Here is a 26,551-nt window from a genome sequence, read left to right as displayed (position 1 = left end):
TGATAGAAATATACTATGACCTTGTTAGCACTCGGGTCTTATGTCCTGTCAGTGTTGTATAATTCCATAAGAACCTATTATTTGCAAAATTTTGATGGATAAGTGATATTTAAACTAACTGGGATGAAAACATTGTATTCCATTCCCAAAGTTTATGATAGAAGGAGTCTGATTATGGCAAATCAAAAAAACAAAATGAAGAAGAAGGACAACGGTTCATCGAAATTTATCTTTTGGGTCATTGGTTTGATTGCAGTCGGCGTTTTAGCCCTAATCTTATTTGGAAATTTTTCGGACAAGCAGGATAACCAAGAAGCATCTAAAATTGATTATAGCAGCCAGCCATTTTTGGGTGATAAGTCAGCGTCTGTCTCCATCATTGAATTTGGGGACTATAAATGTCCTGCCTGCAAAAATTTTGCCGAAACAACCATGCCGGTTATTCAAAAAGAACTGGTGGATACAGGAAAGGCAAAATTATATTTTATGAATAATTCGTTCATTAATGTCGATTCAGAACGGTCGGCGAAATTTGCTGAATCCGTCTTCCATGAGCTGGGAAATGAAACGTTTTGGAAATTCCATGAGCTGCTTTATCAGAAACAGCCTGAAGATTCCAAGTATGAAAAAATGGACTATTTTACAGAGCAATTTTTGACGGATACATTGAAGGAAGTGGCCAGTGACGCAGAGGTGGATAAGGTAGTCAAATATTTCGAGACTGAAAAATCTGTAGATGCCTGGCAGAAGGATATGGATTTAGCGAAACAGATGAATGTAACCGGTACTCCTACATTGTTTGTAAACGGTGAAAAGTTTACCGGGCAAACGATGGATGATTTAAAGGAAATGGTAGAATCAGCGGCAAAGGAGAAATAACATGAATAAATCATTGATGATGGCTTGGATTGCTTCCATCGTTGCCACTTTAGGCAGTTTATACTTTAGCGAAGTAATGCACTTTATCCCTTGCACACTTTGCTGGTATCAGCGAATTTTTATGTACCCGTTAGCTATTATCCTTGGAATGGCTGTCTATCGAAATGATGTTAGAATCTACCGCTATGTCCTGCCATTGTCTATCATTGGCATGCTGATTTCCGGATATCATACACTGTTGCAAAAAGTTCCTTACCTGCAGCAATTTGAAATGTGTACATCCGGAGTTCCATGCTCGCAGGATTATATCAATTGGTTCGGGTTTATCACGATTCCAATATTAGCTTTTACGGCTTTCGCCATTATCACAATCAGTTTGGTAATCTTGGTCCGTTCCCACAAAAGAGGGTGACACACGTCATCCTCTTTTTCTATGTACACAATAATGTCATATGTACATTGTGTGAAGTGTATGGTTCGTATGAAAGGTATGAATTATCATACAGATGAGGTGATGAACCCATGATGAATCATGGAAAGATTTTCGGAACAACCAGCATCGGTGAAAGAGGCCAAGTTGTCATTCCAGCGGAAGCAAGAGAAGAGTTGGGGATTAAATCAGGCGAAAAATTTGTGGTATTTGGAGATGAACGCAAAGGCACCGTTATTCTTGTTAAATCGGAAATCGTCAACAGGTTTGCTAATTTCTTTTTTAACAAATCAAAACGGTTCGAGAAAATGGCCCGTGATATTTTTGAAATGACAGAGACTGAGGCAGAGGGAGAAGGACAAAAAGAACAGGGAGATTAACATGGTACCACGCAGGCTTGTCCTGTGTTAACTATAGAAGGAGTGGACAAGGATGCGTGAAATAGTACGTTTAATGGGAAACAGACGATTTCGGACCATCTTTTTTATGTTTGTTGGATTTTCGATCCAGCTATGGTGGCTGGGGAAAACTAAAAAGTTTTTACATAAAGATGCAGCCGCTAGAAAGGCAAAGGCTGTTTATATCGACCAGGCAAGAAAGTTTACCAGTACAGCAGAAGAACTCGGGGGGTTAATGATCAAGCTGGGCCAATTTGTCAGTTCAAGGGTGGATATCCTGCCCAAGGAGTACACGGATATTTTATCCGGACTGCAGGATGCTGTGCCTCCAGTTCCCGCCGAATCGATTAAGAAACGAATGGAGCAAGAGTTGTCCGGAAGGGTTACGGAACTATTTTCTGAATTCGATGTATCCCCAGTGGCAGCCGCCTCGTTAGGACAGGTCCACAAGGCGATGTTAACGAACGGTGAAACAGCCGCCGTTAAAATCATGCGCCCAGGGATTGAGGATATAGTAGCCCTTGATCTTGCAACATTGAAAGTGTTAACAGCGCTCGCCGGCCGGTTTACCAAAATTGGAAATTTCGTAGATTTAAGAGATGTATACGACGAGTTTGAAGAAGTTGCTTCAGATGAACTCGACTATCTTACCGAAGCCAAAAACTTACAGACCTTTCAAGCCGCGTTTCAGGATTTTCCCGGAGTGGCGACAGCTGCTATTAATTGGGAACTGACGACAAGCAAAGTGCTGGTGATGGAATTTATCGATGGAGTCAAAATCAAAGAGGTGAACAAACTCGAATCCTCTGCAGTCAATAAGAAGAAGCTAGCATCAATTCTGTTTCTGGCATATTTAAAACAATTTTTAGAGGATGGTTTTTTCCATGCTGACCCTCATCCTGGTAACTTGCTAGTAAAGAGGGACGGGACACTTTGCTTTATTGATTTCGGAATGGTTGGGACCGTTTCTGACCACATGAGAAGTAACATGGTAAAACTGGCGATGGATATTTACTTGAAGGATGCAGGAGGGATAGTGGATGCCCTGGCACAGCTTGGCTTCTTGCGTAAAAATGCTGACAGAGCTGCGTTAAAGAAAAGTGTGAATGTCGTGCTTGCAGGATTTTCAGAAGGCCAATTTAATTTGGAAACGATTAATAATGAGGCCTTTTTAGAGGGTATGAGAGAATTCCTTTATGAGCAGCCGTTTCAGATTCCATCTCGGATGACATTTTTCGGTAAAGCGTTGATGACGGTGATCAGCATTTGCAATGGGCTTGATCCGGATTTTGACCTGGTAGCCAGCATTAGGCCGTTTGTGGAAGATGTTGTTGGTGGTGAAACCGTCAAACCTGCAAAGAAAACTGTTGTTAACCAAGTAAAAGATACACTATTAAAAATCATTCCTGCTTCGCGCAAAATGGCTCACCTGATCGACCAGTTTGAATCGGGTGATATCCGGTTTCAGCCATCGAAAGCGTACGAACAGAAAATGCTGACGCAGCAATACCGTGAAACGAACAAAATGATCCTAGCGATATTTGGAACAGGGTTATTCATAGCAGGATCACAAATGATCCAACAGTCCTATGATTTAGGTGTGATCATGATGGCTTTTGGAAGTATTTTGACGCTTTTACAAGTGATTAGAAAAAAAGAAAAAAAACGCAGAAGGCCGCACGCCAAACCCCCGTTTAACCCGGGGCGATCATAACAAAAAAGGCTGATCCAGAAAAATCTGTTGGATCAGCCTTTAATATTAATATTGATGATACATTTGGAGTGCATCACTTAAACTGTTTTTCCAAGAAAAGCCTTCAGCATCCAAACATGCTTTTCTAAGCCAGAATGAATCGCGAGCAGCATATCTCCGGTGGTTTCATCATTTATCTCATCGGTAAAGTTCATTCCCTCTTTTAATTCACCAATGATTATGGAAAAGTCATTTACAACAGACTGTACCATTTCCTGAGCTGTTTCGGTACCGGCTGCCTCTTCAATAGAGGAAAGTTCCAGACATTCCTTCATGGTAGCAACAGGCTGACCTCCGACTGCTAATAGGCGCTCGGCTAATTCGTCGACGTGCAATCCCGCCTCATTATACAGTTCTTCAAATTTTGCATGCAGCGTGAAAAATTGGTCGCCCTTCACGTACCAGTGATAGTTATGTAACTTAATATACAATACCGACCAGTTTGCGATTTGTTTGTTAAGGACATGGACTAGCTGTGTGTTCATATTTATAGCCTCCTTTATAGTCATCTTTATTTTACCCATTTGGTTTATGTTATTCTTGTCTATTTTGCGGAAATAGTTGTTAATTCTGTGAAATGAAAGGAAGGGGGAAGAAGTTATATATAGCGAAAGTCAGCCAAACTTCCTGTTACATATTGTTTACGAGTTGTAAAAATTGCCCCATATACTGACAAAAGTGTTTACATTTAGGAGTTTCAATAGTTCTGGTTAATGTTTCCAACAGTGACATTACTAGTTTAATAGCATAGCTTTAAGCAGCACCTTTGATTATTACCACTTTTTGGACCATGAACAGAAATATTACATCTGATAGGTTAATAGTAGACGAAAAACGACTACTAGGAGGACAAGTCATGAAAAAATTTAAAAAACTATTAGTAGCCGCTGGATTAATGTTTTCTATTTCAGCATTTACTTTAACTAACCAAACAGAAGCAGCAACCACTCACAAAATTCAAAATGGTGAGACCTATTGGACCGTTTCAAAAGGATTTGGAATTCCTGTAAACAGTTTAATGAAAGCAAACAATAGTAAAATACTTGTCTCGGGTCAATCTCTGACTCTACCTAACTCGATCCTATCAGCATCAGATAAAGATTTAATGGCGCGTTTGGTTCGTGCAGAGGCCGTAGGTGAACCATATGCCGGTAAAGTAGCTGTCGCGACTGTCATTTTGAACCGTGTATTTATGAGTTCCGACTTCCCTGACACAGTCCGTGAAGTCATTTATCAAATTTCAAATGGACACTATGCTTTCACCCCTGTTGCCAACGGCCAGATTAATCAGGCTGCAGACGTTGAATCGAAAAGAGCTGTTAATGAAGCATTGGCCTTATTGGGTAAAGGAAATGGATCTTTATTTTTCTACAATCCTAAAACTTCGACAAGCTCTTGGGTATCAACACGTCAAGTAACAGTTAGAATTGGAAACCATGTTTTTGCCAGATAATTAAAGTATCTCCGGTTCAATAAAATTTATGTAAAAGGCGGGAAATTCCTTGTTGGATTTCCTGTTTTTTTATGCCCAATACTTAGACAATATACTTTATATCACACTGGTTAATATGTTACGATAACCTACAAAGCAGTTCGGGAAATGAGGTAGTCGTCATTGTATAAAACAATATTGTTTGATGTTGATGGAGTGCTTTTGAGTGAGGAGCATTATTTTGATGCTTCGGCCTTGTCAGTATGGGAAATGTTGATTAGTTGCAACTATTTAGCTCTTTCGCCGGAACAATTTAAAACTGACTACAGCGAAGATGAAATAAAACAAATAAGAGCCAGGGTCTTTGAGCAGGATCAAATCCTCAAATTTCAAAAGTCACGTGGTCTAAATGCTAACTGGGATATGATTTATTTAACTTTTAGCCATCAATTGATTCACTTATTAATGCAAATTAAGGAAACGGAGAATGAAAAAATTAATCAATGGCTCCAGACCCCGATTACTCGAGAAACACTATTAGAAATTGGCAGAGTATTGAATAATTATCCCGTCAAGATGAATTTTTCGGCTTTTATAAAGGATTTCGGGCGGTCATCTGCTGTAAAGCAGGAGTTGTTCGAGTATTTAAATACGCTGGCAATTGAGAAGCTGGGAATACATACTTCCGCATTCAGCAAGGGTGAGTTATGGTCGGTTTGCGAGCATGCCTGCCAGGAGTGGTATGTTGGAGACGACAATGTCCTATCTTCAACAGGGAGACCTTCTGTACAAACAGGAAAACGGGGATTTTTGGCTAATGAAACAACTTTGGCTTCTCGAGAAGAAATAGCTGAGTTATTTCAGTATCTTGTAAATTCTGGGTATAAAATTGGGGTTGGTACAGGACGTCCAGAGTTAGAAACGATCCAACCGTTTCACCATTTAGATTGGCTGAAGTATTTTGAGGAAAAACGAATGGTAACTGCTGATGATGTGCTGGCAGCAGAAAATGCCCTTCAGGAAAAAATATCGCTGTCGAAACCACACCCGTTTACGTATATATTGGGAATACATAAAAAGGAGCTTTCGGCGGAAGAATGTGTAAGTCTGCCGCTGCCAATGGAAGGGGCCGAACAGGTGCTGATCGTTGGCGATTCCCTGGCTGACCTGCTTGCTGCCAGAAATCTTGGTGCGAAGTTCGCCGCAGTGTTAACCGGTCTTTCTGGCAAGACAGCAAGGATCGAGTTTGAAAAATATCATGCTGACTATATCTTGGATTCGGTTATCCAGCTAAAAGAAATAGTATAAAAAAACGGCTGGTACCCCATAAAGGGGGTCTGGCCATTTATATATCATTAATTTTCAGTCTTTATAGAAAATTTTTTATTAATAAAAAAATCCTTGTATAATGCGGCAGTAAACGATTACAATCAAGAAAACCGAAAAATATATCTATTGTAAAAAAATGAATAGAATCATATAATGTCTACAATACAAATACAATTGTTTTCCCTGTGAGGACATAGACGGGAGGGGAAGTTTGTGAAGGCAATCTCGATTGGGCTTTTGGGTATGGGCACCGTTGGTTCAGGTGTTGTGCAAATCATTAAGAAAAACCAAGATAAATTGATGCATCAAATAGGATGCCCAGTTGTGATCAAAAAAATCCTTGTAAGGGATTTGAGTAAACAAAGACCTATTGAAGTTGAAGCTGAATTATTAACGGATCAAGCAGATGAGATCCTTTTTGACCAAGAAATCGATGTCGTTATTGAAGTAATGGGGGGCGTTCAGGATACAAAAGACTATTTGATAACGGCCCTCCGTCAAGGAAAGCATGTCGTGACAGCTAACAAGGACCTCATGGCCTTGCACGGATCCGAACTGTTAACTGTTGCTTCTGAGCACGGCTGTGATTTATTTTATGAGGCCAGTGTGGCTGGGGGAATTCCTATATTAAGAAGTTTAGTAGATGGACTTGCTTCAGATCGGATTACCCAAATGATGGGCATCGTTAATGGAACTACCAACTATATTTTAACGAAAATGACGAATGAGGGTCGGTCCTATGAGGAAGCCCTGAAGGAAGCCCAGGAGCTCGGCTTTGCTGAGTCTGACCCAACAGCAGACGTAGAAGGCCTTGATGCCGCTCGCAAGATGACGATTTTGGCCACTTTGGGCTTTTCCATGCATATTGACTTAGAGGATGTCGCAGTAGCTGGCATTTCCCATGTGACAGAAGAAGATATCAATTATGGAAAACAACTCGGATATACTATGAAGTTGATCGGATATGCTCACCGCAACGGGGATAATGTGGAAGTCAGTGTGGCGCCGACTTTTCTATCGAACAATCATCCGCTCGCCTCTGTGCAAAATGAATATAATGCTGTTTATGTTTACGGTGAATCCGTTGGCGAAACGATGTTTTACGGTCCCGGTGCCGGTAGTTTGCCAACCGCCACTTCGGTTGTATCAGATCTTGTGGGAATCATTAAAAATTTGCGCCTTGGCGTAAATGGCAAGAGCGCAGTGTCACCACAGTATCCCAAAAGTTTAAAAAATGATGGGGAAAAATACTCAAAGTATTTTCTTCGGATCCATGTTCAAGATGAAATAGGGGTTTTCGCAGATATTACTGGTATTTTTGCAAAACATCAGGTCAGCTTTGAGAAAATTCTCCAGCTGCCAATAAAGAAAAATGAAACATCGGAAATTGTCTTGGTTACTCATCAGGCGTCATTGACGAATTATGACAGGATTATTCAAGAATTATATGATTTACAAGCAGTAAAAGAAGTAAAAAGTGCGTATAGGGTTGTGAGAAAATCATGAAAAGATGGCCAGGATTATTAGAAGCGTATAAAGAATACTTACCTATCAATCAAGAAACTCCAAAATTAACATTAAATGAGGGAAACACCCCATTAATCAAGCTGGAACACCTTTCCAAGGAGTGGGGTGTTGAGCTATACGTGAAAACAGAAGGAGCGAATCCGACCGGTTCCTTTAAAGACCGAGGCATGGTAATGGCCGTTGCCAAGGCCGTGGAAGAAGGAAGTAAGACAGTGATTTGCGCCTCAACTGGTAATACATCAGCTGCTGCCGCCGCTTATGCCGCACGTGCCGGCATTAAATGCATTATCGTGATTCCGGAAGGGAAGATTGCTTTAGGCAAGCTTGCCCAAGCCATGATGTACGGGGCGGAAATCATCTCCATCGAGGGCAATTTCGACCAAGCGTTGCAAATGGTCCGCAATATTAGTGAGACTGAGCCGGTTACTCTTGTGAATTCGGTCAATCCGTTCCGGCTTGAAGGTCAAAAAACGGCTGCCTTTGAGGTCTGTGATCAGTTAGGCGAAGCACCGGAAATTTTAGCGATACCGGTTGGAAACGCAGGCAATATAAGTGCCTATTGGAAAGGGTTTAAAGAATACGCTGAAAAACAGGGAACCGGACTACCAAGAATGTTTGGATTTGAAGCAGCAGGAGCCGCCGCCCTTGTCCATAACCGGGTGTTTGAAAATCCGGAGACCATTGCGACAGCGATCCGAATCGGCAACCCAGCAAGCTGGAATTTAGCCGTCAATGCGGTTGAGGAATCCAATGGCCAATTTGATGAAGTCACCGACGAGGAAATTGTTGCAGCCTATAAAAAATTGGCATCGTCAGAAGGCGTGTTTGCCGAGCCGGCCTCATGTGCCTCTATAGCAGGTGTTTATAAGGCAATCCATAATGGAAAAATCAAAAAAGGAACGAAAATTGTTGCTGTATTAACCGGCAATGGTTTAAAAGATCCAGATACGGCGATTCAAAGCAGCTTGATTAAACCTGTGCAATTGCCGAACGATGAACAGGCTGTTGCGGATCATATTAGAGGAGTTATGCTCCATGCCGCTCAATAATCGCTTTATCATTAAAGTTCCGGCGAGCACCGCCAATCTTGGACCAGGTTTTGATTCAATCGGGTTGGCAGTAGATTTGTTTTTGACATTAGAGGTTGAACAAAGCGACAGCTGGGTGTTTTCAACTGTTAATGATGAATTGCAGGAGTTTCCTTCTGATGAACAGCACTTCATTGGTCAGGTTGCGATTGCGACTGCTAAAAGATTTGGAAAAGTCTTGCCGCCGTGTAAGGTAACGATCGATAGTGAGATTCCACTGGCACGCGGGCTTGGTTCTAGTGCTTCAGCCATTGTGGCAGGAATTGAACTTGCTGACGTGATGAGCGGGCTGGAATTATCGAAACAAGAAAAGCTGCAGTTGGCAACAGAGTGGGAGGGGCATCCGGATAATGTCGGCGCCTCTTTATATGGAGGGCTTGTGGTTGGCTGTTATCAGGACAATGAAGTAGATATGCTGGCTTTTACCAATCTTGACATGGATTTGGCCGTCGTTATTCCCAAGGAAGTGCTGCTGACCAAAGATTCACGGGAGGTCCTGCCAAAGACTTTTTCAAGGCAAGAAGCAGTACAGGCTTCTGCAACTGGAAATCTTCTGGTTGCAGCACTTCTCAGCCAAAACTGGGACACTGCTGGGAAGATGATGAGTAGTGACTTGTTCCATCAGCCTTATCGTAAACCACTTATTCGCGGTTTTGAGGAAATTGAACAAGCAGCTAAAGCGAACGGTGCCTTCGGTGCTGCCCTTAGTGGGGCAGGTCCAACGGTCATCTGTTTTGCGGAAAAAGGGTATGGAAAGCAGCTTTCGCAATCTTTGCAACAGGCATTTCCAGATATGACCGTCAAACATCTGCAAATCTCTCCACATGGAAGCTGTGTCAAAATAGACAGCATCGTGGGATAATATAGAAAAGGATTAACAACAAATTTAGCCAGGCTAGAAGAATATGAATATTTTTTTAGATTGATTTACTACTGCTGATTGGAGTGGAAATCAACAGGCTCAATTGCTGTAAAAGTTAACTCTAAAAAATGTGTATAAGGATAAACGGACATTTCTGTTTATCCTTTTTTTATGAACTCTTCGAATTGGTATTTATTTAGCGGCTCACTAAATAAATACCCCTGCATTTGCCAGCATTTTTTTGATAAAAGGAACTTCTTTTGATACTCCTTTTCAACCCCTTCGGCAATCACATTTAAATGAAGACTCTTTGCTAAATTAATAATCGCTTCTACAATCTCTGAATTGGTTAAATCCTCCTGTATATCCTGGATAAATGATTTATCTATCTTCAATGTGGAGATGGGCAAATTTCTTAAATAGTGTAATGATGAATAACCTGTTCCAAAATCATCAATCGAAATGGAGATCCCTAAATCTTGCAAAGTAGAAAGTGCCTCCAAGATCTCCTTAGAATCATTCATTAGAATGCTTTCGGTAATCTCAATTTCAAATTGTGAAGGTTTGAGCTGACTTTCTGATAGAATTGCTCTCACTTGCTCAACCATACGAACTGGATCCCCAAATTGCCTTGCGGAAAAATTTACCGAAACTGATAATGGTTGAAGGAGATTTTGATTCCATTCGTACATCTGATGACAGGCTTGTTTCATAACAAAATGCCATAATGGCTGAATTAAACCTGTTTCCTCCGCAATCGGGATGAATAAATCCGGAGAGACTGCACCCAGTTCGTCATCAAACCACCGAATTAGTGCTTCCGTACCATATATAGATTCGGTGGCAGCATTCACTTTAGGTTGATAGTATACTTCTAAGCTTCCAGCTTCAATCGCCTTTCTCAACCGTAATTCTACTTGGGTCCTCTCCAGATTTGCGTTTAATAATTGGTCTGAATAGACTACCGCTTTATTCCCTCCTGATTTCTTAGCCTCATACATCGCCATGTCAGCGTATGAAATAAGGGTGTCGATATCTTGTGTATGGTTAGGATATAGGCTGATGCCCAAGCTAGCCCCCAGAAAAATTTCATTTCCCCCAATCCAGTATGGCTTTCGTAGACTGTTGATAATTTCTTTTGCAGCTGCCTCGGTTTCTTTTAAACTAGATTGAAGGAAAAGAAGAAGAAATTCATCACCGCCCTGCCTAGTAATCAACGGTTGGTTTTTGTCAGGAAAACAATCTCTTAGTCGGCCTGCAACAATTCTTAGGAGCTCGTCCCCTTTGTTATGTCCAAAAGTGTCATTGACTTGTTTAAACCGATCAATGTCAATGAAAATAATTGATAGTTGCTGCTTTTCGGAAGAGGGCTCGTTCACGATGGAATGCAGACGTTCATGAAAAAATCTACGATTTGTTAATCCTGTTAATGGATCATGATATGCTTGGTATTCAATCACTTTTCGACTGTTTTCAAGATCGTTGACGTAATTTTGTAAATCTGTTGAAAGTGCATTTACATTCTCAGCAAGCAGTCCTAATTCATCATTTCGTTTCACTATAACTTTTTTCCCAAAGTTACCTTTGGCGATCTCATTTACCCGATTGACGATATAACCTATTGGCTTGGTGATGGAGTAGGAGAACACAAAACTGATAATGAGTACCATAATCATAATGGCAATAGAGAGCAAAATATGTACTTTGAGTTCTTTGACAAGCTCCTGTTCAATAAGTTCGTAATAATAAACCAGACCTATGACATAAGGTGCTTGATTGGCAGGATAAACTGGAACAAATGTCTTCATGACCCTTTTGGAATTTAAGTCAGCGATATAATTTTGTTGCTTTTTGGTCTGGATTGCTTTTGAAATATAGGAGGCATCCTGTTGGGTGTTAGGATAATTATAAGTGCCGTACCATATGGGCTCGGCAGAGATTCTCGTATAGGTGTTCCCATTCAAATGGACCACTTCTTTTTTCTTGCCAAACTTTTCTGGATTAAACACGGAAAGCTCCAAAATTTCATGCTCACTTGTAAAATCTTCAATGATTTTCATGGGTCCGAACTTCTTTTCATATTCCAATACTTTATCCCGAAAGTAAGGATTGATAATATAATTTGTACTGGCATCATAATAGTAGCCCCACTTATCAATATGGTCTGGGTTGGAGGAGGCAACTTCAATTGGACCAGACCAATAATTCTCTAGGGTTAGTCCTTTGCCAACTGAGACGGGGGTTAATTGGAACAGTTGTTGAAATGCATTGTACCAATAACCCCAGCCTTTCGTTCCCATATTGATTTCCTCAGGGTCGGATGACTTTACTCCAATAATGTCGTTTTCGGTCTTGGCTAGTAAGGTGATATGGGATACCCCTGTTTCTTTTGCGAGCTGTTTGAGTTGGGCATTACTCACATCATGATAATCGGCCGGAAGAAAGTGTTGAATTGCAATGGAGGCAGTCCGCAAATCTCTGGCAAGAATATTTTCCACGAATAATGCCCCATTTCTTGTATTCTCTACCTGAAAAGATACCTCCTTGACGATCATAGAAATTTCTCGGTTATTATATTTTAGAAGTTGGTTTTTAGATCGAATATAATGGATGGCATTGTTCGCAACTAATATTAGAAAAACTAACAGGCAAAAAATAAGCGGGATTTTTTTCTTAATTGACAATGAATCCACACTCCAATTAGACTGCATAATCCCTAATTAGAAAGAAAGGAAAAAACAGTCGAGTTGCATTACCCCTTGATCCCGTGGAGCCATTCCTGATAACATTCATCACATAGCGATTCGTTTCTCTCCTCATTGGAGGTAATAAATGAAACCAAATGAAGCTGGTTTTCCTCAATGTCATTTGAACAATAAAAGCACTTTTCGCTCATGAATACCCCACCTTAATTAGTATGATGTTTTAGTATCTTCAGATGATAGCCTTTTATTCCAATATTCTCCTTGGTAAAATAAAGAGAAGTGAGAGACAAATCTAAAGGAGCAGGAAAATGAAATTTTTGGATAAAGTAATTGTTGTCACAGGTGCAGGAAGTGGAATTGGGCGTGGAGTGGCCACAGCATTTGCCCGTAATGGCGGAAAGGTCGTCGTTGCGGATGTAGATGTTGATGCTGGGAAGCGGACTGTTGGAGAAATCCAGGAGAACGGAGGAAAGGCTCTCTTTATAAAGACAGATATCCGATTAGAATCAGAGATTATTCATTTGTTTAAAGAAACAAAAAGAACGTACGGCAGAGTGGATATTTTAATTAATAATGCAGGGAAAGGAGGCTTTTTTCCATTCTATGAATTATCGGTCGAACAATGGGATGATGTGATCAATACAAATTTAAGAAGTGTGTTCCTCTGTTCACGTGAAGCGGCCAAGCTTATGCGAGAAAACGAAGCAGGAGGTTCGATTGTCAATATTGCATCGACACGGGCTTTGATGTCTGAGCCAAACTCGGAAAGCTATGCCGCTACTAAGGGAGGGATTGTGGCTATCACCCATGCATTAGCGGCTACTTTAAGTGAGGACCGGATTACGGTAAATGCCATTTCACCAGGCTGGATTCATACAGGAGACTACTCACAGCTTACTTACGCAGACCATGAGCAGCATTTTTCAAAGCGGGTGGGCAAGCCAAGTGATATCGCCGAGGGCTGCCTATATTTAACCGCACCTGATAATAATTTTGTGACGGGCATTAATTTGGTCATTGACGGAGGCATGACCAGAAAAATGATATATGATGAATAAATGGAATGCCCAACTTATGCTGGGTATTTTTTGTTATCGTCCAAAGCACCTATAATATGATAAAATAATGTAAAAATTGGGAATTTTTAAGTAGAGGGGCTATGATCGGATGAAGCTTCCAATTATTCAAACAAAGCTGCGCATTCCCGCTGTTAAAGATGATTTTATTAGGAGAGCAAAGCTTACCCAAAAGTTAAAAAAGGTATTGGAGTATCCCTTGACTCTTATTCATTCTGCTGCCGGGTTTGGAAAAAGCACTGCTCTTGCTTTGTTTATGAGAGATGAAAAAGTTTCCGGATGCTGGTATTCTATTTCGTCCATGGATGATGACATACTTCCATTTCTATCCCACATTATTTACTCGATTCGAAAAGCCGTTCCCGAATTTGGAACAGAGCTATTAATCTATATGGAAACGATGGATCGGTATATTCGCAGTGAGGAGTTAAGTGTGCTATGTTCTTTGTTTCTAAATGAAGTGCTGGAGACTAATAGAGCAATAATTTTAATATTAGATGATTTCCATCAAATTGAACAGTCCTACACAATTAATACGTGGATGGAAAATTTGCTGGAACATATTCCTGCTAATTTGCATCTTGTCATTTCCAGCCGCAGCCGTCCGGTGTGGAAGCACCTTACGAAAATGAAGGTGTGTGGTCAGTTGCTAGAGATTACAAAGGATGATTTGGCATTAACGATGGAGGAAATGGAATTACTGTTAACCGATCTTTACGGGTTGGAAGTAGACGAAAAACAGTTGCAGATGATTTATCAAATGACCGAGGGCTGGATTATCGCCCTGTGCATGATTGCCCAACAAATTCCTCTTAAAAACGACATTTCTGACCTGTTTGCACACTCTGCCCAATCCATGCAGGAATTTTTTCAGTACTTAGTCATGGAGGTGTTTTCAAAGCAGCCGCCAATTATTCAACAATTTCTTGAGCAAACTGCTATCTTTGAAGAAATCGACGAAGAATTATGTACAGAAGTCATCGGAATACAAGGTGCATCAAGTATGCTGGAACAGTTAAAGGATCGGAATTTATTTATTCAAAAGACAGGTAAAACCCATTACCGTTACCACGCCTTGTTTAAAGAATTTTTAGAGGGCCATTTTCAAAACAGCCATCCGGGCCATTATAGAGCCCTTCATGAAAAATGTGCCCGTTTCTATGAAAAGAGAGAACTATGGGAAAAAGCCCTCTACCATTATAAAAAAATCAAACAGGTTCAAGCGATTGCTGCAATTTTACAAGATCATGGCTTTCGAATGCTAGAGAGCGGAAAATTGGATTTATTATCGATGATGGGAACAGGTGAGATGGGCAACTATTATCAGCTATGGCTTTTGAAAGCGGAGGTATACCGCTACCGTTCGCAATTTCAAGAGGCTGAAGCCTGTTACGACATGGCGCATGAAGGAGCAAACATGCGTCAGGACTACCTGGGAATAAGTAAGGCACTAGAAGGAAAAGCCATGATTTTTTTGGACACGATTCAGCCCCATCATGCAGAAAGGCTGTTATATGAAGCCATTTCCTATCGTGAAAAAAGCAATAGTGAGGCACAGGATATTGGAAAATTGTATGAGTTATTATCGGAGAACTTGCTGAATTTAGGGAAGGCCAGTAAAGCAGAAAAATGGCTCCTGAAAGCGAAAAGATTAAATATCTCCAGCATTGACGGCAATTTTGAGGCAAGACTGTATCTAAGAACAGGCCGTTATGAAGCAGCAAAGAAGCTGCTATATCAAAAGAAAGATGAGATGCGCGGGAAGGATTTATTATCCCTTCCACAGGCACATCGCGAAACCGACTTATTATTATCGTTAATTGAGGCATTTACCGGTGAAGGGAATAAAGCAAAAGAGCTGGCTCAAGCGGGGATACAGCAAGGGATTGGCTTAAAGGCTCCTTTTGTAGAAGCATGCGGCTGGATTCGGATGGGGCATGCCGTGCAAATTTTGAATAAATATGATAGTGAACTTGCGGAGAACTGTTACCAAACGGCATTAGAAATAATGGAAGCGCTTCATGTGGATCGAGGCAAGGCGGAGCCATTAATGGGGCTGTGTGTTCTATACGGAAGAAGGGGAGAGTTTGAACGGGCAATGGAGGCAGGAAAGAAAGCATTACAAGAGACCGAAAAGGTTCATGATGTATGGCTCTCTGCACTCATCACTCTCGGCATCGGCATAACCTGCATAAATAATGGCTATTACCCAAAGGCACTAAAGTATTTAGAACAAGCAGGTGATTTATTTGACCAATGTGAGGATTCTTATGGTCAAATGTTAGCAAAATTCTGGCTTGCTTACCTGTTATTCTTGGAGAAAAAACTAGATTCCTATTATCAGGCAGCCGATTCCTTTTTAAGTTTGGTGCAAGTCCATGAGTACGACTTCTTTCTCCATAACCCCTCTGTTTTCAGTCCTAGAGATTTACAAGTTTTTATCCCGCTTCTAATTGAATGCATGAAACAGGGTATCCAAAAAGCCTACGCAGCCAAGATTCTCCAGGATATGGGCATGAACACACTCGATTCGCATCCCGGCTATTCCATCCGGGTGCAGACTTTCGGTCAATTTAAAGTGTGGCTTGGCGAAAAAGAGGTCGGGGAAAAGGAATGGCAGCGAGAAAAAGCGAAGGAAATTTTTCAATTATTAATAACTAGATATGAGCCAATGGCAAAGGAACAAATACTTGGAACGCTATGGCCCCATCAGGATAAAAAAAGTGCCGACCGGGATTTTAAGGTAGCTCTAAACAGTCTGCATCATGTGTTAGAGCCAACAAGGAAGGCACGAACGGATCCCTTTTTTATCATAAGAGATGCGGGTTCCTATGGGTTAAATCCACTTGCCGTGATTGAATTGGATACGGCCCAATTTCAAAGATGGATTCAGTCAGGACTTATGGAAGGCAATCAAGAAAAAGCTATTCATCTCTTGGAGAAAGGTCTGGCATTTTACAATGGAGATTATTTGCCAGACCGCCGTTATGATGACTGGTGTATCAGTAAACGGGAGAGCATGCTGGTGTATTTTTTACGCGGTGCCGAAAAAATGGCACAGATTATGGTAAGAACGGAAAATTACGATGTTGCTATCTATTGGTGTGAACAAATTTTAGCCCGAGACCGGACTTGGGAAGAGGCATATCGGCTATTGATGTACTGCTATTATCGAAAAAATAACCGTCCTCAAGCCGTGAAATGGTTCCGAAAATGTACGGAGGTTTTAGAAGAAGAGTTAGGTGTGACTCCATTAGAACCAACCAGGCATATGTATGAAATGATCATTGACTCCGAAAGTTTCCATCAACAGATAAAGCAGCCTTAATAGGGCTGTTTTTTTTGTCCTGCTCCAGCATCCTAGCGCCTGGTGTCCTTCGCTCCCCGCCCTGCGATAACTCGGTTGAAGCGTTCCAGACAATACGGTGCTGAACATTAAGGAAAGCTTCTTAGAGAAAATGCTTCGCAGGAACAAGCGTTTTTGCTTGTTCCGAGGGTGCTTCCGTTTTCTATTTTGTAACTTTTTTGCAACTAGGATTTATTATTCTGATTTCAAAGCAAGACCACAGCTTTTTAAAAATATTTAGGGGGAAAAAATGTGAAGAAAAATTGGTCATTATTAGGGTTACTTATGTTTATGATGATTTTTGCAAGTGCATGCAGTTCAGGAAAATCGTCTTCTGAATCAAAAGGTGATGGAGGAAAAGAGGAAAGCAAAGATCCGCTTAAAATAGGGGTACTTGCCTCGAAAACGGGTGCTTTAGAGTCCTATGGAAAGCAGACACTAAGGGGCTTTGAATTGGGTCTTGAATACGCAACAGACGGAAAAATGGAAATAGACGGAAGAAGGATTGAGTTTATCGTCGAAGATACGGAAACTAAACCAGAAGTAGCTGTACAAAAGGCAACGAAATTATTAGAAGAAGATAAAGTAGATTTTCTTGTCGGTTCTTCTAGCTCGGCAGATACATTAGCCGTTTTACCGCTGGCAGAAGAATATCAGAAAATAATGATTGTAGAACCAGCTGCTGCTGATAGTATTACAGGATCTGAGTTTAATAAGTACATGTTCCATTCAGCCCGTAACTCCTCGCAGGATGCCGTGGCCGGTGCTGCCGCAATAGCAAAGAAAGGGGTCAAGATTGCTACGCTTGCACCCGATTATTCATTTGGACGTGATGGAGTAGCTGCCTTCAAGGAAGCGGCGAAAAAATTAGGTGCGGAAATCGTCAAAGAAGAATATGCCGACCCGGCAGCAACTGATTTTACATCAAATATCCAAAAAATTATCGATGCTAAGCCGGACTACCTATTTGTCGTTTGGGCAGGAGCCAACTCTCCTTGGAAGCAAATAGCGGATATGAAGGTCCAAGAAAAAGGCATTAAAATTTCTACCGGTGCCCCGGATATTGCTGCTTTATCGACGATGGAACCACTTGTGGGCATGGAGGGCTTCACTGTTTATTATCATGATCTGCCAAAAAACAAAATCAACGATTGGCTCGTAACGGAGCACAAAAAACGGTTTAACGGTGAGGTACCTGATTTATTTACACCTGGCGGAATGAGTGCTGCCATCTCCATTGTAGAGGCGTTAAAGAAAACAAATGGGGATACGGATGTTGATAAACTAATCAAAACCATGGAAGGAATGAGCTTTGATACACCTAAAGGCAAAATGACTTACCGCCCTGAGGATCATCAAGCGCTGCAAGCCATGTACGCAATCAAACTCGAGAAGAAGGACGGAGTGTCCTATCCGGTTCCAACCTTGATTCGCGAATTGACTCCTGAAGAAACCGCACCTCCAATCCGTAACAAATAAACATTGATTTTTGGAGGGGATGGCGAGCAACTATTTGCCAGCCTCTCCCTATTTCTATCAAGTTCTAACTAGGTGGTGTACCAATGGCAACCTTAATTGAAACCAATGATTTATCCATTACATTTGGCGGGCATACGGCTGTTGATTCTGTCAGCATCTCGGTTCCTGAGAAACATTTCAAGTCCATCATTGGGCCGAATGGGGCAGGCAAGACAACATTCTTTAATCTGTTAAGCGGCCAATTAGCGCCAACCAAAGGAAAAGTCTTTTATCGGGGCAACGATATAACCCATTTTTCCCCGACCAAGCGGACAAGGGAAGGGATTGGCCGGTCCTTTCAGATTACCAATGTTTTTCCCAATTTAACGGTCCTCGAAAACGTGCGCCTTGCTGTGCAATCCCAGGCAGGCATCCGTTATCAAATGCTATTTCACTATAAAAAATACCGCCATTTCGAGGAAAAGGCAATAGACTGGCTGCGGCTTGTGCTTTTGGATGAGAAAAAGGATTCGTTAGCTAGTAACTTGGCCCACGGCGAGAAACGAAAGCTGGAAATCGCCATGCTTCTTGCATTGGAAACGGAGGTGCTTTTATTGGATGAACCCACTGCGGGGATGTCTTTAGAGGAAGTACCCGCCATTTTGGAGGTTATTAAAAGAATTAAAAATCAGGGTAACCGGACCATCATTTTAATTGAACACAAAATGGATATGATTTTGGATCTTTCAGATTCCGTCATGGTGTTATTTAACGGGCGGCTGTTAGCGGACGGCTCACCGGAGGAAATCATGAAAAATGAGACCGTCCAGTCTGCTTATTTAGGAGGTCATTATGAATAACAGCCTGCTGAAGCTTAATCAGGTCGAGACATATATCGGTCAGTATCATATCCTTCAAGGAGTCTCATTTGAAGTAAGAAAAGGAGAAGTAACTGTTTTGCTTGGCAGAAATGGGGCAGGCAAAACAACAACGCTGCGAACGATTATGGGGCTTAATCCCGCATCAAAAGGAAGTATTGTATTTAAAGGGGAAGAAATTCAAACATTCCCAACCTATACAATCGCCAAAAGAGGGATTGGCTATGTACCGGAAGATCAAGGAATTTTTGCCGGATTAACGGTTGAGGAGAATATGAAAGTTGCCATACAAAAAGATAATGAAGAAACAGCCAAGCGGATGGAATGGGTTCTTGAACTGTTCCCTGACCTGAAAAAGTTTTGGAAAAAACCAGGAGGACTGCTAAGCGGCGGGCAAAAACAAATGCTTTCGATTGCCAGGGCCTATGTCAATGAAAATGAACTGCTGTTGATTGATGAACCGAGCAAGGGGTTGGCCCCGATCATGGTCGAAAAAGTCATGGATTCGATTATGCAAATGAAAGACCAAACCACGATTGTTCTAGTGGAGCAGAACTTTATGATGGCCAGCACGATTGGCGATTGTTTTTACATCATTGATGATGGCCGGACTGTCAGTCACGGGACGATGAAGCAATTAAAAGAAGATGAAGAAATGAAACGGAAGTATTTGGGAATTGCCTAGGAAAGGAGGAATTCTTCTTGGATTTATTTATGAACTTGGCCTTAAACGGTCTGGCAACCGGCATGCTAATTTTTTTATTGGCGGCCGGGCTCACGCTGATCTTTGGCTTAATGGATGTGCTGAATTTTGCCCATGGCGGATTATTCGCATGGGGAGCCTACAGCGGCTTGTGGATTTATTCCAAGACAGACAGCTTTTTAATCGGAATTATCGGGGCAATCGTTACCGGTTTTATCTTAGGAATAGTAACAGAAAAATGGATTATTAAACCGGTATACGGCAACCATGTTCAGCAAATTTTAATCACTCTCGGTCTGATGATGGTTCTTTCGGAAATGCTGAAAGTCATCTGGGGCCCTAATCAGTTAACGGCATCCCCTCCCGATTACTTAAAAGGAAGCTGGGAGATTGGTGAAATCAATCTGATAAAATACCGGGTGTTTATTATCATTGTGGGCCTGCTCGTTTTCGCCGGGGTCCAGTTTATGTTGAAAAAAACCAAAATAGGGCTGGTGGTTCAAGCGGGTGTCATGAACAAGGAAATGGTGCAGGCACTCGGAATCAACATCCAACGGGTATTTATGTTTGTATTCATGATTGGCGCCGGGATGGCTGCCCTTGGCGGAGTTTTGCTGGGACCTTATTCCGGTGTGATTCATGCCGGAATGGGGATGGAGTTTGCTATATTGGCATTTATTGTGGTGGTGATAGGCGGTATGGGAAACTTTAAAGGTTCCGTATTAGCCGCCATTTTGGTGGGTCTTTCCGGTTCGTTTATGGCGTACTATGTACCGGATTTATCACTAGCAGTCAACATGCTGTTAATGGCTGTCGTATTAATTATCCGGCCGCAGGGCCTATTCAGTGCGAAGGGGTGAGGGAATGAACAAATTTGCAGACAAGCGGCCGGCGATTATTTTCTTGTTATTCATTCTATTGCTTTTCCTGTTACCTTTTGTATATGAATCTAGGAATTTATTAATTTTACTTACGCAAATTTTCATCTTTTCAATCTTTGCCATGAGCTACGACCTGTTAATTGGTTTTACCGGGATTGTTTCCTTTGGCCATGCCATGTATTTTGGCCTTGGGTCGTATTCAATCGGCATTTTTATGAAACGATTTGAACCGGATATGACCTATTTCCTATGGGCGGTACTGACTACGATTGCGCTGACGGCGATTGTCAGTTTCATTGTCGGGTTATTAACATTGCGGCTGAAAAGCCACTTCTATGCAATGTTAACCATGTCCTTGGCCGGTTTGTTTTTAGTCCTGGCTGAAAAATGGCGGACGCTCACTTTTGGGAATGACGGTTTCACCTTTAGAGTTCCGGAACTGTTTATTGACCGGACCAATTTTTATCTCCTTTGCTTAATTGGTATGGCTGCGGTTTTCTTTGGTTTAAGGCGCTTTGTGAATTCTCCTCTTGGCCGAGTCCTCCAAGCCATTAGGGAAAATGAACAAAGAACTGCATCCCTTGGTTTTCAGGTGCTGCATTATAAAATTGCTGCTAGTGTGGTTTCCGGAGTTTTAGCCGGGATCGCCGGAATTTTATATGCGATTTCGCTTCGCTACGTGAATACCAGTGTGTTTTCAATGGATATCACGCTGGATGCCCTGTTGATGACAATTATTGGAGGAGTAGGCACCTTGGCGGGACCCATTATTGGCGCGGGGATCATCGAATTTGCTCATGACTGGTTGACGGGGCTTGCCAAGGAACATTGGATTTTCGAACGCTGGATTATCTTCTTCGGAATTATTTACATTCTAGTGGTTATGTTTTTCCCACAAGGAATTGTTGGGACATTGAGGAAAATAGCTTGGAAACGCAAGAAGAAATCTTATCCTGTCAAAAGCGAACAAAAGGCAGCGGGGTAAAAGGAGGAGCAAATGGATACCAAACAAATTGCTTCCTTCGTTGTCCGCTTTCAAGTGGCTGCTGTAGAGAAGGAAACGGGAAACAAACAATGGCGGATAAAGGTGACCCATGTACAGGAAGACCGTGAGACATTATTTGAATCTATTGAAGAGGCCATGTCGTTTATGAAGGAGATTGCGGAAGAGTCGTAGAGGAGGTGATTATCGTGCAGATTGGCATACTGAGCACAGGAACTTATTTGCCGGATGTAACCATATCCGGCAAAGAAATAGCGGAGCTGGCAGGTCTTCCTCCAGCGGTTGTCGAAGGGAAGATGGGGATTAAGAAAAAACATATTCCCGGACTACAAGACCATACATGTCAAATGGGGATTGTGGCCGCAAAAAAGGCGCTTGAAAAGGCAGGAATCGACCCGCTAGAGATTGACCTTGTTATCTATATTGGCGAAGAACATAAGGAATATCCGTTGTGGACAGCAGGAATCAAGCTGCAGGAGGAGATTGGCGCGTATAACGCCTGGGCCTTCGATTTGGCATTAAGATGCGGGACAACGGTCATGGCGTTGAAAGTGGCGAAAAGTATGATGCTGGCCGATCCTGAAATAAATACGGTGCTCCTTGCGGGCGGGTACCGCAATGTGGATTTCATTGATTACCAGAATCCTAGAACCAGGTTTATGTACAATCTCGGGGCTGGGAGCGGCGCAATTCTTTTGAGAAAAGGGTACGAAGAAAATTTGCTGTTAGAGACAAAACTCATTACGGATGGTTCTTTTTCTGAGGACGTTGTAGTCGTAGCAGGAGGGACCAAGAATCCAATCACAAAAGAGGCATTAGAGAACCGCCAGAATATGTTGGATGTGCTGGACCCTGAGGGAATGAAACAGCGGCTGGAACAACAATCGATGACCAATTTTTTAAAAGTGATTCGGGAGTCCATCAGGAAAAGTGGCTATACGGTCGAGAAAATTAATTATTTGGCCATATTACACATGAAGCGTTCGGCCCATCAATATGTGTTGGATGAACTGGGCTTGTCAGAGGAGCAGTCGATTTATCTTGAGGAATATGGACATATCGGTCAATTCGACCAAATTTTATCGCTGGAGCTGGCTTTAGAGCAAGAAAAAATAAAAGATGGCGATGTCGTTGTCTTTGTTAGCGCAGGTATTGGCTACGCTTGGGGAGCAACCACTATAAAATGGGGGAAAGGTGATTAAATTGGCAAATGTTACGTTAAAGGAAGTCCACTTATCGAATGGGGAAACGCTTGCATATCGGGAAAGAGATGGCGGGGAGATCAATTTATTATTGATTCACGGCAATATGACTTCCTCGAAGCACTGGGATCTTGTGATTGACAATTTGGATGAAAAGTACAAAGTTTACGCGGTAGATTTAAGAGGCTTTGGCGGTTCCAGCTATAACCAGTTGATCATGTCGATAAAGGATTTTGCCGATGACGTCAAGCTGTTTGTTGATGCGATTGGGTTAAGGAATTTTGCCATTGCCGGATGGTCATTGGGCGGGGCGATTGCCATGCAATTTTGTGCAGATTACCCGGATTATAGCAATAAGCTGATTCTTCTCGCATCCGCCTCCACCAGAGGTTATCCTTTTGACGGAAAGCTGAAGGACACTGAGGAACCGCGCAGAATGACAATGCATGAAGAAATGAAGCGGGATTTGGTTCGGTATATTCCCATCCAAACAGCTTACGATACAAACGATACAGCTTTGTTAAAATTAATCTGGAATTCGGTCATTTATACCCACAAGCAGCCAGAACCAGAACTGTATGATGAGTATGTTCAAGATATGCGGACACAGCAAAATTTAGCCGAAGTTTATTATGCTTTAAATCATTTTAATATTAGCCATCACCATAACGGTTTAGTAGAAGGCAATGGAAAAGTAGACGACATCAAAGTCCCTGTTCTCGTGTTGTATGGGGATCGTGATATGGTGGTTGTACAGGAAATGACTGACGAGTTGATTAAGGACTTAGGTGATAAAGCAACGGTAGTCGAATTGAAAAATTGTGGTCATTCCGCACTAATTGACGATTTGGAGCAATTATTGAAGGCAATGGAGCAATTTTTGGATAGTGAGGTACAGGTATGAGGTTAGTTGGTAAAGTGGCCATTATAACTGGGGCGGCCAATGGCATTGGTTTAGCTGCGGCCGAAGTGTTTGCTCGTGAAGGAGCAAAAGTGGCCGTAGCCGACTTTAATGAAGAACTAGGAGAAGTAAGTGCGCGTGAACTTCGCAATAAAGACTATGAAGTTAGCTTTTTTCAGGTCAATGTGGCAGATCGCGAGAGTGTTGACCGAATGGTGGAGCAAGTGCTTAGACTCTACGGAAAAATTGATATTTTAGTTAATAATGCTGGGATTACTAAGGATGCTCTGCTTTCTAAATTAGCACCTGCTGATTTTCAAAGCGTTTTGGATGTCAATTTGACTGGGGTGTTTCATTGCACACAGGCGGTACTGCCAGCGTTGATTGAAAACGGCAAGGGAAGAATTATTAACACTTCCTCGGTTTCGGGTGTTTATGGGAATATTGGCCAAACAAATTATGCGGCAACTAAAGCGGGAGTTGTCGGGATGACAAAAACTTGGGCGAAAGAATTGGGGCGAAAAGGAATTACGGTGAATGCTGTTGCTCCAGGGTTTATAGAAACTGGAATGACAGCACAGGTGCCTGAAAAGATTCTTGAACAAATGAAACAAATGGTACCGCTTGCCAGACTAGGCAAGCCTGAGGACATTGCCAATGCTTATTTGTTTCTTGCATCAGATGAAGCAGGTTATGTAAATGGAACCGTACTACATGTAGATGGCGGGATCATGATGTAAAGGAAGGACGGCCTTTTTTTAGGTCGTTTTTTTTTATAAAGGCTGTGTTAAGTACCAGCGGGGTCTCCCCTGCCCGATACTCCGCAGGACACTGAATTTCTTTATTGAATCATCTCTGCGAACGTAGAAAATCAGATAGCATAATTGGGGACTTTCTAGAAGTCATCACGCATTCCTCTCCAATCACTGGTTTACAAAAATCAGCAATTTCTTTTTACACAGGTTTAAAACTAGCATGGAAGCCTTGCTGTAACTTACCTGTAACTACGTTTTTGTAACATATATTCATCTACTAGTGAAGGAGCGATCATTCAGTGAGGTGGGAACTGGATTGGCTGGAGAATCGTGCAAGATTATCCCCAAAAAAGACAGCAATAATAGATGAAAAAACCAATAAAACATGGACATTTGAAGCATTGAATCACCGCGCGAATGCGGTTTCGAGCTGGCTCATAAAGCAAGGTGTCACAAAAGGGGATCGGGTTGCCCTTTTATCACCGCCTCATATAAGCTATTTCGATTTACTCTTTGCCTGTGGAAAAATTGGAGCGATTTTTGTTCCGCTCAACTGGCGACTATCCTTGCTTGAAATAAACGAAATTTTAGAAGATTGTACACCTGTTTTGATAGGGATTCACCTGCAGTTTAAGAACCTATCAAAACCACTAAATGATAACAATTTGAGACTTTTTTCTATAGGTAATGAGGAATACGATAGGATTACATCCTATCCAATTAACTACAAATTTTCTGATGACATGGAAGAAAATGACCCATTGGCAATGATTTATACTGGCGGGACAACAGGTAGACCAAAAGGGGTGGTTTTGAGTCACCAATCAATCCTTTGGAACGCTATTAACACGATTTTGAGCTGGGGATTGTCCTCGGATGATGTGACGATCAACTATATGCCTATGTTTCATACAGGAGGGTTAAACGCCTTGTCTATCCCAATCTTAATGAATGGGGGAACCGTGGTGATTGGAGAACAATTTTCCGGTGCAAAAACCGTTGAATCTATCAATCGTTACGGGTGTACTATTATCCTATTAGTTCCAACCATGTACCATCTCCTCATCCAGACAGAGGAATTTCAAAACAGCAGCTTTCCAACTATGAGGGTATTCTTGTCGGGAGCGGCACCATGCCCATTAAGCATTTATGAAGCTTTTCAGAAAAAAGGCATAGCATTTAAAGAAGGCTATGGTCTGACAGAAGCGGGGCCAAATAATTTCTTTATTACCCCGGAACAAGCGCAAATAAAACGCGGTTCTGTAGGGAAACCCATGTTGTTTAATGCGATAAAAATTGTGAAGCCGGACGGACAGGAAGCGCAGTCGAATGAGGTTGGCGAGCTGCTAATTCGCGGCAAACATTCCTTCACTGTTTATTGGAAAAATGAAACAGCGACCCAGGAAACATGGGCGGATGGCTGGATTCAAACAGGGGATTTGGCGAAAAGGGATGAACAGGGATTTTATTATATTGTAGGACGGAAAAAGGATATGATTATTTCCGGCGGGGAAAATGTTTATCCGCTAGAAGTGGAGCAATGGTTAGCTGCTCACCCAGCCATTGATGAAACTGCCGTTATCGGGCTGCCAGATGAAAAATGGGGGGAAATGGTTGCGGCGTTCATTGTATTAAAGCCTACCTATTCATTAGATGCAGGTGATCTCAAAAGATATTGTGAGTTGAAACTTGGCGGGTATAAAATCCCCAAACAATTTGTCTTTTTACAAGAACTGCCCAAAACCCATGTTGGAAAAATTGATAAAAAGAAATTAAAAGAAATGAGCATGAAAGTCTAGCAAAAAGGGGCTATCCAAAAAGTCAGGTAACTGACTTTGGATAGCCCCCTTTTTTAGTTTTTGGCTCGTTCGATTGGCCTGTTGATTTGCGCTCCAGGCGCTTCGCTTTCCGCGGGGAGGTTCCGGGAGCCTCCTCGGCGCTTGCG

24 protein-coding genes are annotated in these 26,551 nt (G+C 41.9%); 21 read left to right on the top strand and 3 right to left on the bottom strand.

All coding sequences use genetic code 11. The features are described 5' to 3' along the window. The first annotated feature begins 174 nt into the window (after positions 1–174). The 4 genes from BN2425_RS14985 to BN2425_RS14970 all read left to right on the top strand — a co-directional run bounded on the left by BN2425_RS14985 (position 175) and on the right by BN2425_RS14970 (position 3,421). Positions 175–879 carry a DsbA family protein gene (locus BN2425_RS14985; protein WP_042461021.1) on the top strand — a complete coding sequence of 235 codons (705 nt, stop codon included), beginning with the start codon at positions 175–177 and terminating at the stop codon, positions 877–879. Between the two features lies 1 nt (position 880). After that, positions 881–1,291 (top strand): disulfide oxidoreductase, encoded by a 411-nt coding sequence (locus BN2425_RS14980; RefSeq protein WP_042461018.1) that lies wholly within the window; start codon positions 881–883, stop codon positions 1,289–1,291. 110 nt (positions 1,292–1,401) lie between these two features. Then, entirely contained in the window at positions 1,402–1,689 is a 288-nt protein-coding gene (locus BN2425_RS14975; RefSeq protein ID WP_216628809.1) for an AbrB/MazE/SpoVT family DNA-binding domain-containing protein, read from the top strand. Positions 1,690–1,741: 52 nt separating this feature from the next. Next, positions 1,742–3,421: an ABC1 kinase family protein gene (locus tag BN2425_RS14970; protein WP_052352888.1), complete on the top strand. Its 1,680-nt coding sequence runs from the start codon at positions 1,742–1,744 to the stop codon at positions 3,419–3,421. Positions 3,422–3,498: 77 nt separating this feature from the next. Here the strand turns inward: BN2425_RS14970 and BN2425_RS14965 are convergent, their stop codons facing one another. Next, on the bottom strand, positions 3,499–3,945 hold the full coding sequence (locus BN2425_RS14965) for a Dps family protein (RefSeq protein WP_042461015.1): 447 nt from the start codon (positions 3,943–3,945) through the stop codon (positions 3,499–3,501). Positions 3,946–4,316: 371 nt separating this feature from the next. Here BN2425_RS14965 and BN2425_RS14960 point away from each other — a divergent pair, with 371 nt between their 5' ends. From BN2425_RS14960 to thrB, 5 genes are all read left to right on the top strand, one after another. Continuing rightward, the gene (locus BN2425_RS14960; protein WP_052352887.1) at positions 4,317–4,913 is read left to right on the top strand and encodes a cell wall hydrolase; all 597 of its coding nucleotides are present in this window, start codon (positions 4,317–4,319) and stop codon (positions 4,911–4,913) included. A gap of 162 nt (positions 4,914–5,075) precedes the next feature. Then, positions 5,076–6,200, top strand: a complete 1,125-nt coding sequence (locus BN2425_RS14955; protein ID WP_042461012.1) for an HAD family hydrolase — start codon at positions 5,076–5,078, stop codon at positions 6,198–6,200. Between the two features lie 264 nt (positions 6,201–6,464). After that, complete coding sequence (locus BN2425_RS14950) at positions 6,465–7,727, top strand: homoserine dehydrogenase (RefSeq protein ID WP_406603194.1); 1,263 nt, start codon at positions 6,465–6,467, stop codon at positions 7,725–7,727. Next, positions 7,724–8,797 (top strand): threonine synthase, encoded by a 1,074-nt coding sequence (thrC, locus tag BN2425_RS14945; RefSeq protein WP_042461006.1) that lies wholly within the window; start codon positions 7,724–7,726, stop codon positions 8,795–8,797. Before BN2425_RS14950 ends, thrC begins: the two co-directional genes overlap by 4 nt. Next, positions 8,784–9,698 (top strand): homoserine kinase, encoded by a 915-nt coding sequence (gene thrB / locus BN2425_RS14940; RefSeq protein WP_042461003.1) that lies wholly within the window; start codon positions 8,784–8,786, stop codon positions 9,696–9,698. The genes thrC and thrB overlap by 14 nt, the downstream gene beginning before the upstream one ends. A 158-nt stretch (positions 9,699–9,856) precedes the next feature. On the opposite strand, the gene BN2425_RS14935 is transcribed toward thrB, so the two are convergent. Together BN2425_RS14935 and BN2425_RS22795 are read right to left on the bottom strand one after the other, a co-directional pair. After that, complete coding sequence (locus tag BN2425_RS14935) at positions 9,857–12,253, bottom strand: EAL domain-containing protein (protein ID WP_235714646.1); 2,397 nt, start codon at positions 12,251–12,253, stop codon at positions 9,857–9,859. Positions 12,254–12,450: 197 nt separating this feature from the next. Next, a complete protein-coding gene (locus BN2425_RS22795; RefSeq protein WP_195891949.1) occupies positions 12,451–12,594 on the bottom strand; it encodes a hypothetical protein in 144 nt (47 codons plus the stop codon). Positions 12,595–12,711: 117 nt separating this feature from the next. On the opposite strand from BN2425_RS22795, the gene BN2425_RS14930 reads away from it, so the two are divergent. From BN2425_RS14930 to BN2425_RS14875, 12 genes are all read left to right on the top strand, one after another. After that, positions 12,712–13,461, top strand: coding sequence for a glucose 1-dehydrogenase (locus BN2425_RS14930; RefSeq protein WP_042460999.1), 750 nt, complete (start codon positions 12,712–12,714; stop codon positions 13,459–13,461). Positions 13,462–13,570: 109 nt separating this feature from the next. Further along, positions 13,571–16,807 carry a BTAD domain-containing putative transcriptional regulator gene (locus tag BN2425_RS14925; protein WP_042460996.1) on the top strand — a complete coding sequence of 1,079 codons (3,237 nt, stop codon included), beginning with the start codon at positions 13,571–13,573 and terminating at the stop codon, positions 16,805–16,807. A gap of 303 nt (positions 16,808–17,110) precedes the next feature. Continuing rightward, positions 17,111–18,304, top strand: coding sequence for a substrate-binding domain-containing protein (locus BN2425_RS14920; RefSeq protein ID WP_074433073.1), 1,194 nt, complete (start codon positions 17,111–17,113; stop codon positions 18,302–18,304). 83 nt (positions 18,305–18,387) lie between these two features. Next, positions 18,388–19,143, top strand: coding sequence for an ABC transporter ATP-binding protein (locus BN2425_RS14915; RefSeq protein ID WP_042460989.1), 756 nt, complete (start codon positions 18,388–18,390; stop codon positions 19,141–19,143). Next, entirely contained in the window at positions 19,136–19,846 is a 711-nt protein-coding gene (locus BN2425_RS14910) for an ABC transporter ATP-binding protein (RefSeq protein WP_042460986.1), read from the top strand. The genes BN2425_RS14915 and BN2425_RS14910 overlap by 8 nt, the downstream gene beginning before the upstream one ends. Before the next feature lie 17 nt (positions 19,847–19,863). Continuing rightward, positions 19,864–20,724, top strand: coding sequence for a branched-chain amino acid ABC transporter permease (locus BN2425_RS14905; RefSeq protein ID WP_042460983.1), 861 nt, complete (start codon positions 19,864–19,866; stop codon positions 20,722–20,724). A gap of 4 nt (positions 20,725–20,728) precedes the next feature. Beyond that, positions 20,729–21,730, top strand: coding sequence for a branched-chain amino acid ABC transporter permease (locus tag BN2425_RS14900; RefSeq protein WP_042460980.1), 1,002 nt, complete (start codon positions 20,729–20,731; stop codon positions 21,728–21,730). A 12-nt stretch (positions 21,731–21,742) separates the two neighbouring features. Continuing rightward, on the top strand, positions 21,743–21,922 hold the full coding sequence (locus BN2425_RS14895) for a hypothetical protein (protein WP_042460977.1): 180 nt from the start codon (positions 21,743–21,745) through the stop codon (positions 21,920–21,922). A gap of 14 nt (positions 21,923–21,936) precedes the next feature. Further along, entirely contained in the window at positions 21,937–22,950 is a 1,014-nt protein-coding gene (locus BN2425_RS14890; RefSeq protein ID WP_042460974.1) for a 3-oxoacyl-ACP synthase, read from the top strand. After that, positions 22,946–23,854: an intracellular short-chain-length polyhydroxyalkanoate depolymerase gene (gene phaZ, locus BN2425_RS14885; protein ID WP_081798085.1), complete on the top strand. Its 909-nt coding sequence runs from the start codon at positions 22,946–22,948 to the stop codon at positions 23,852–23,854. Before BN2425_RS14890 ends, phaZ begins: the two co-directional genes overlap by 5 nt. Next, the gene (gene fabG / locus BN2425_RS14880; protein WP_042460972.1) at positions 23,851–24,591 is read left to right on the top strand and encodes a 3-oxoacyl-ACP reductase FabG; all 741 of its coding nucleotides are present in this window, start codon (positions 23,851–23,853) and stop codon (positions 24,589–24,591) included. The genes phaZ and fabG overlap by 4 nt, the downstream gene beginning before the upstream one ends. A gap of 314 nt (positions 24,592–24,905) precedes the next feature. Next, positions 24,906–26,405, top strand: coding sequence for an acyl-CoA synthetase (locus tag BN2425_RS14875; RefSeq protein WP_042460969.1), 1,500 nt, complete (start codon positions 24,906–24,908; stop codon positions 26,403–26,405). Positions 26,406–26,551: the final 146 nt, after the last annotated feature.

This window comes from Neobacillus dielmonensis (genome assembly GCF_000612665.1).
Taxonomy (GTDB): Bacteria; Bacillota; Bacilli; order Bacillales; family Cytobacillaceae; genus Neobacillus; species Neobacillus dielmonensis.
This window is presented reverse-complemented; position numbering and strand designations above follow the sequence as displayed.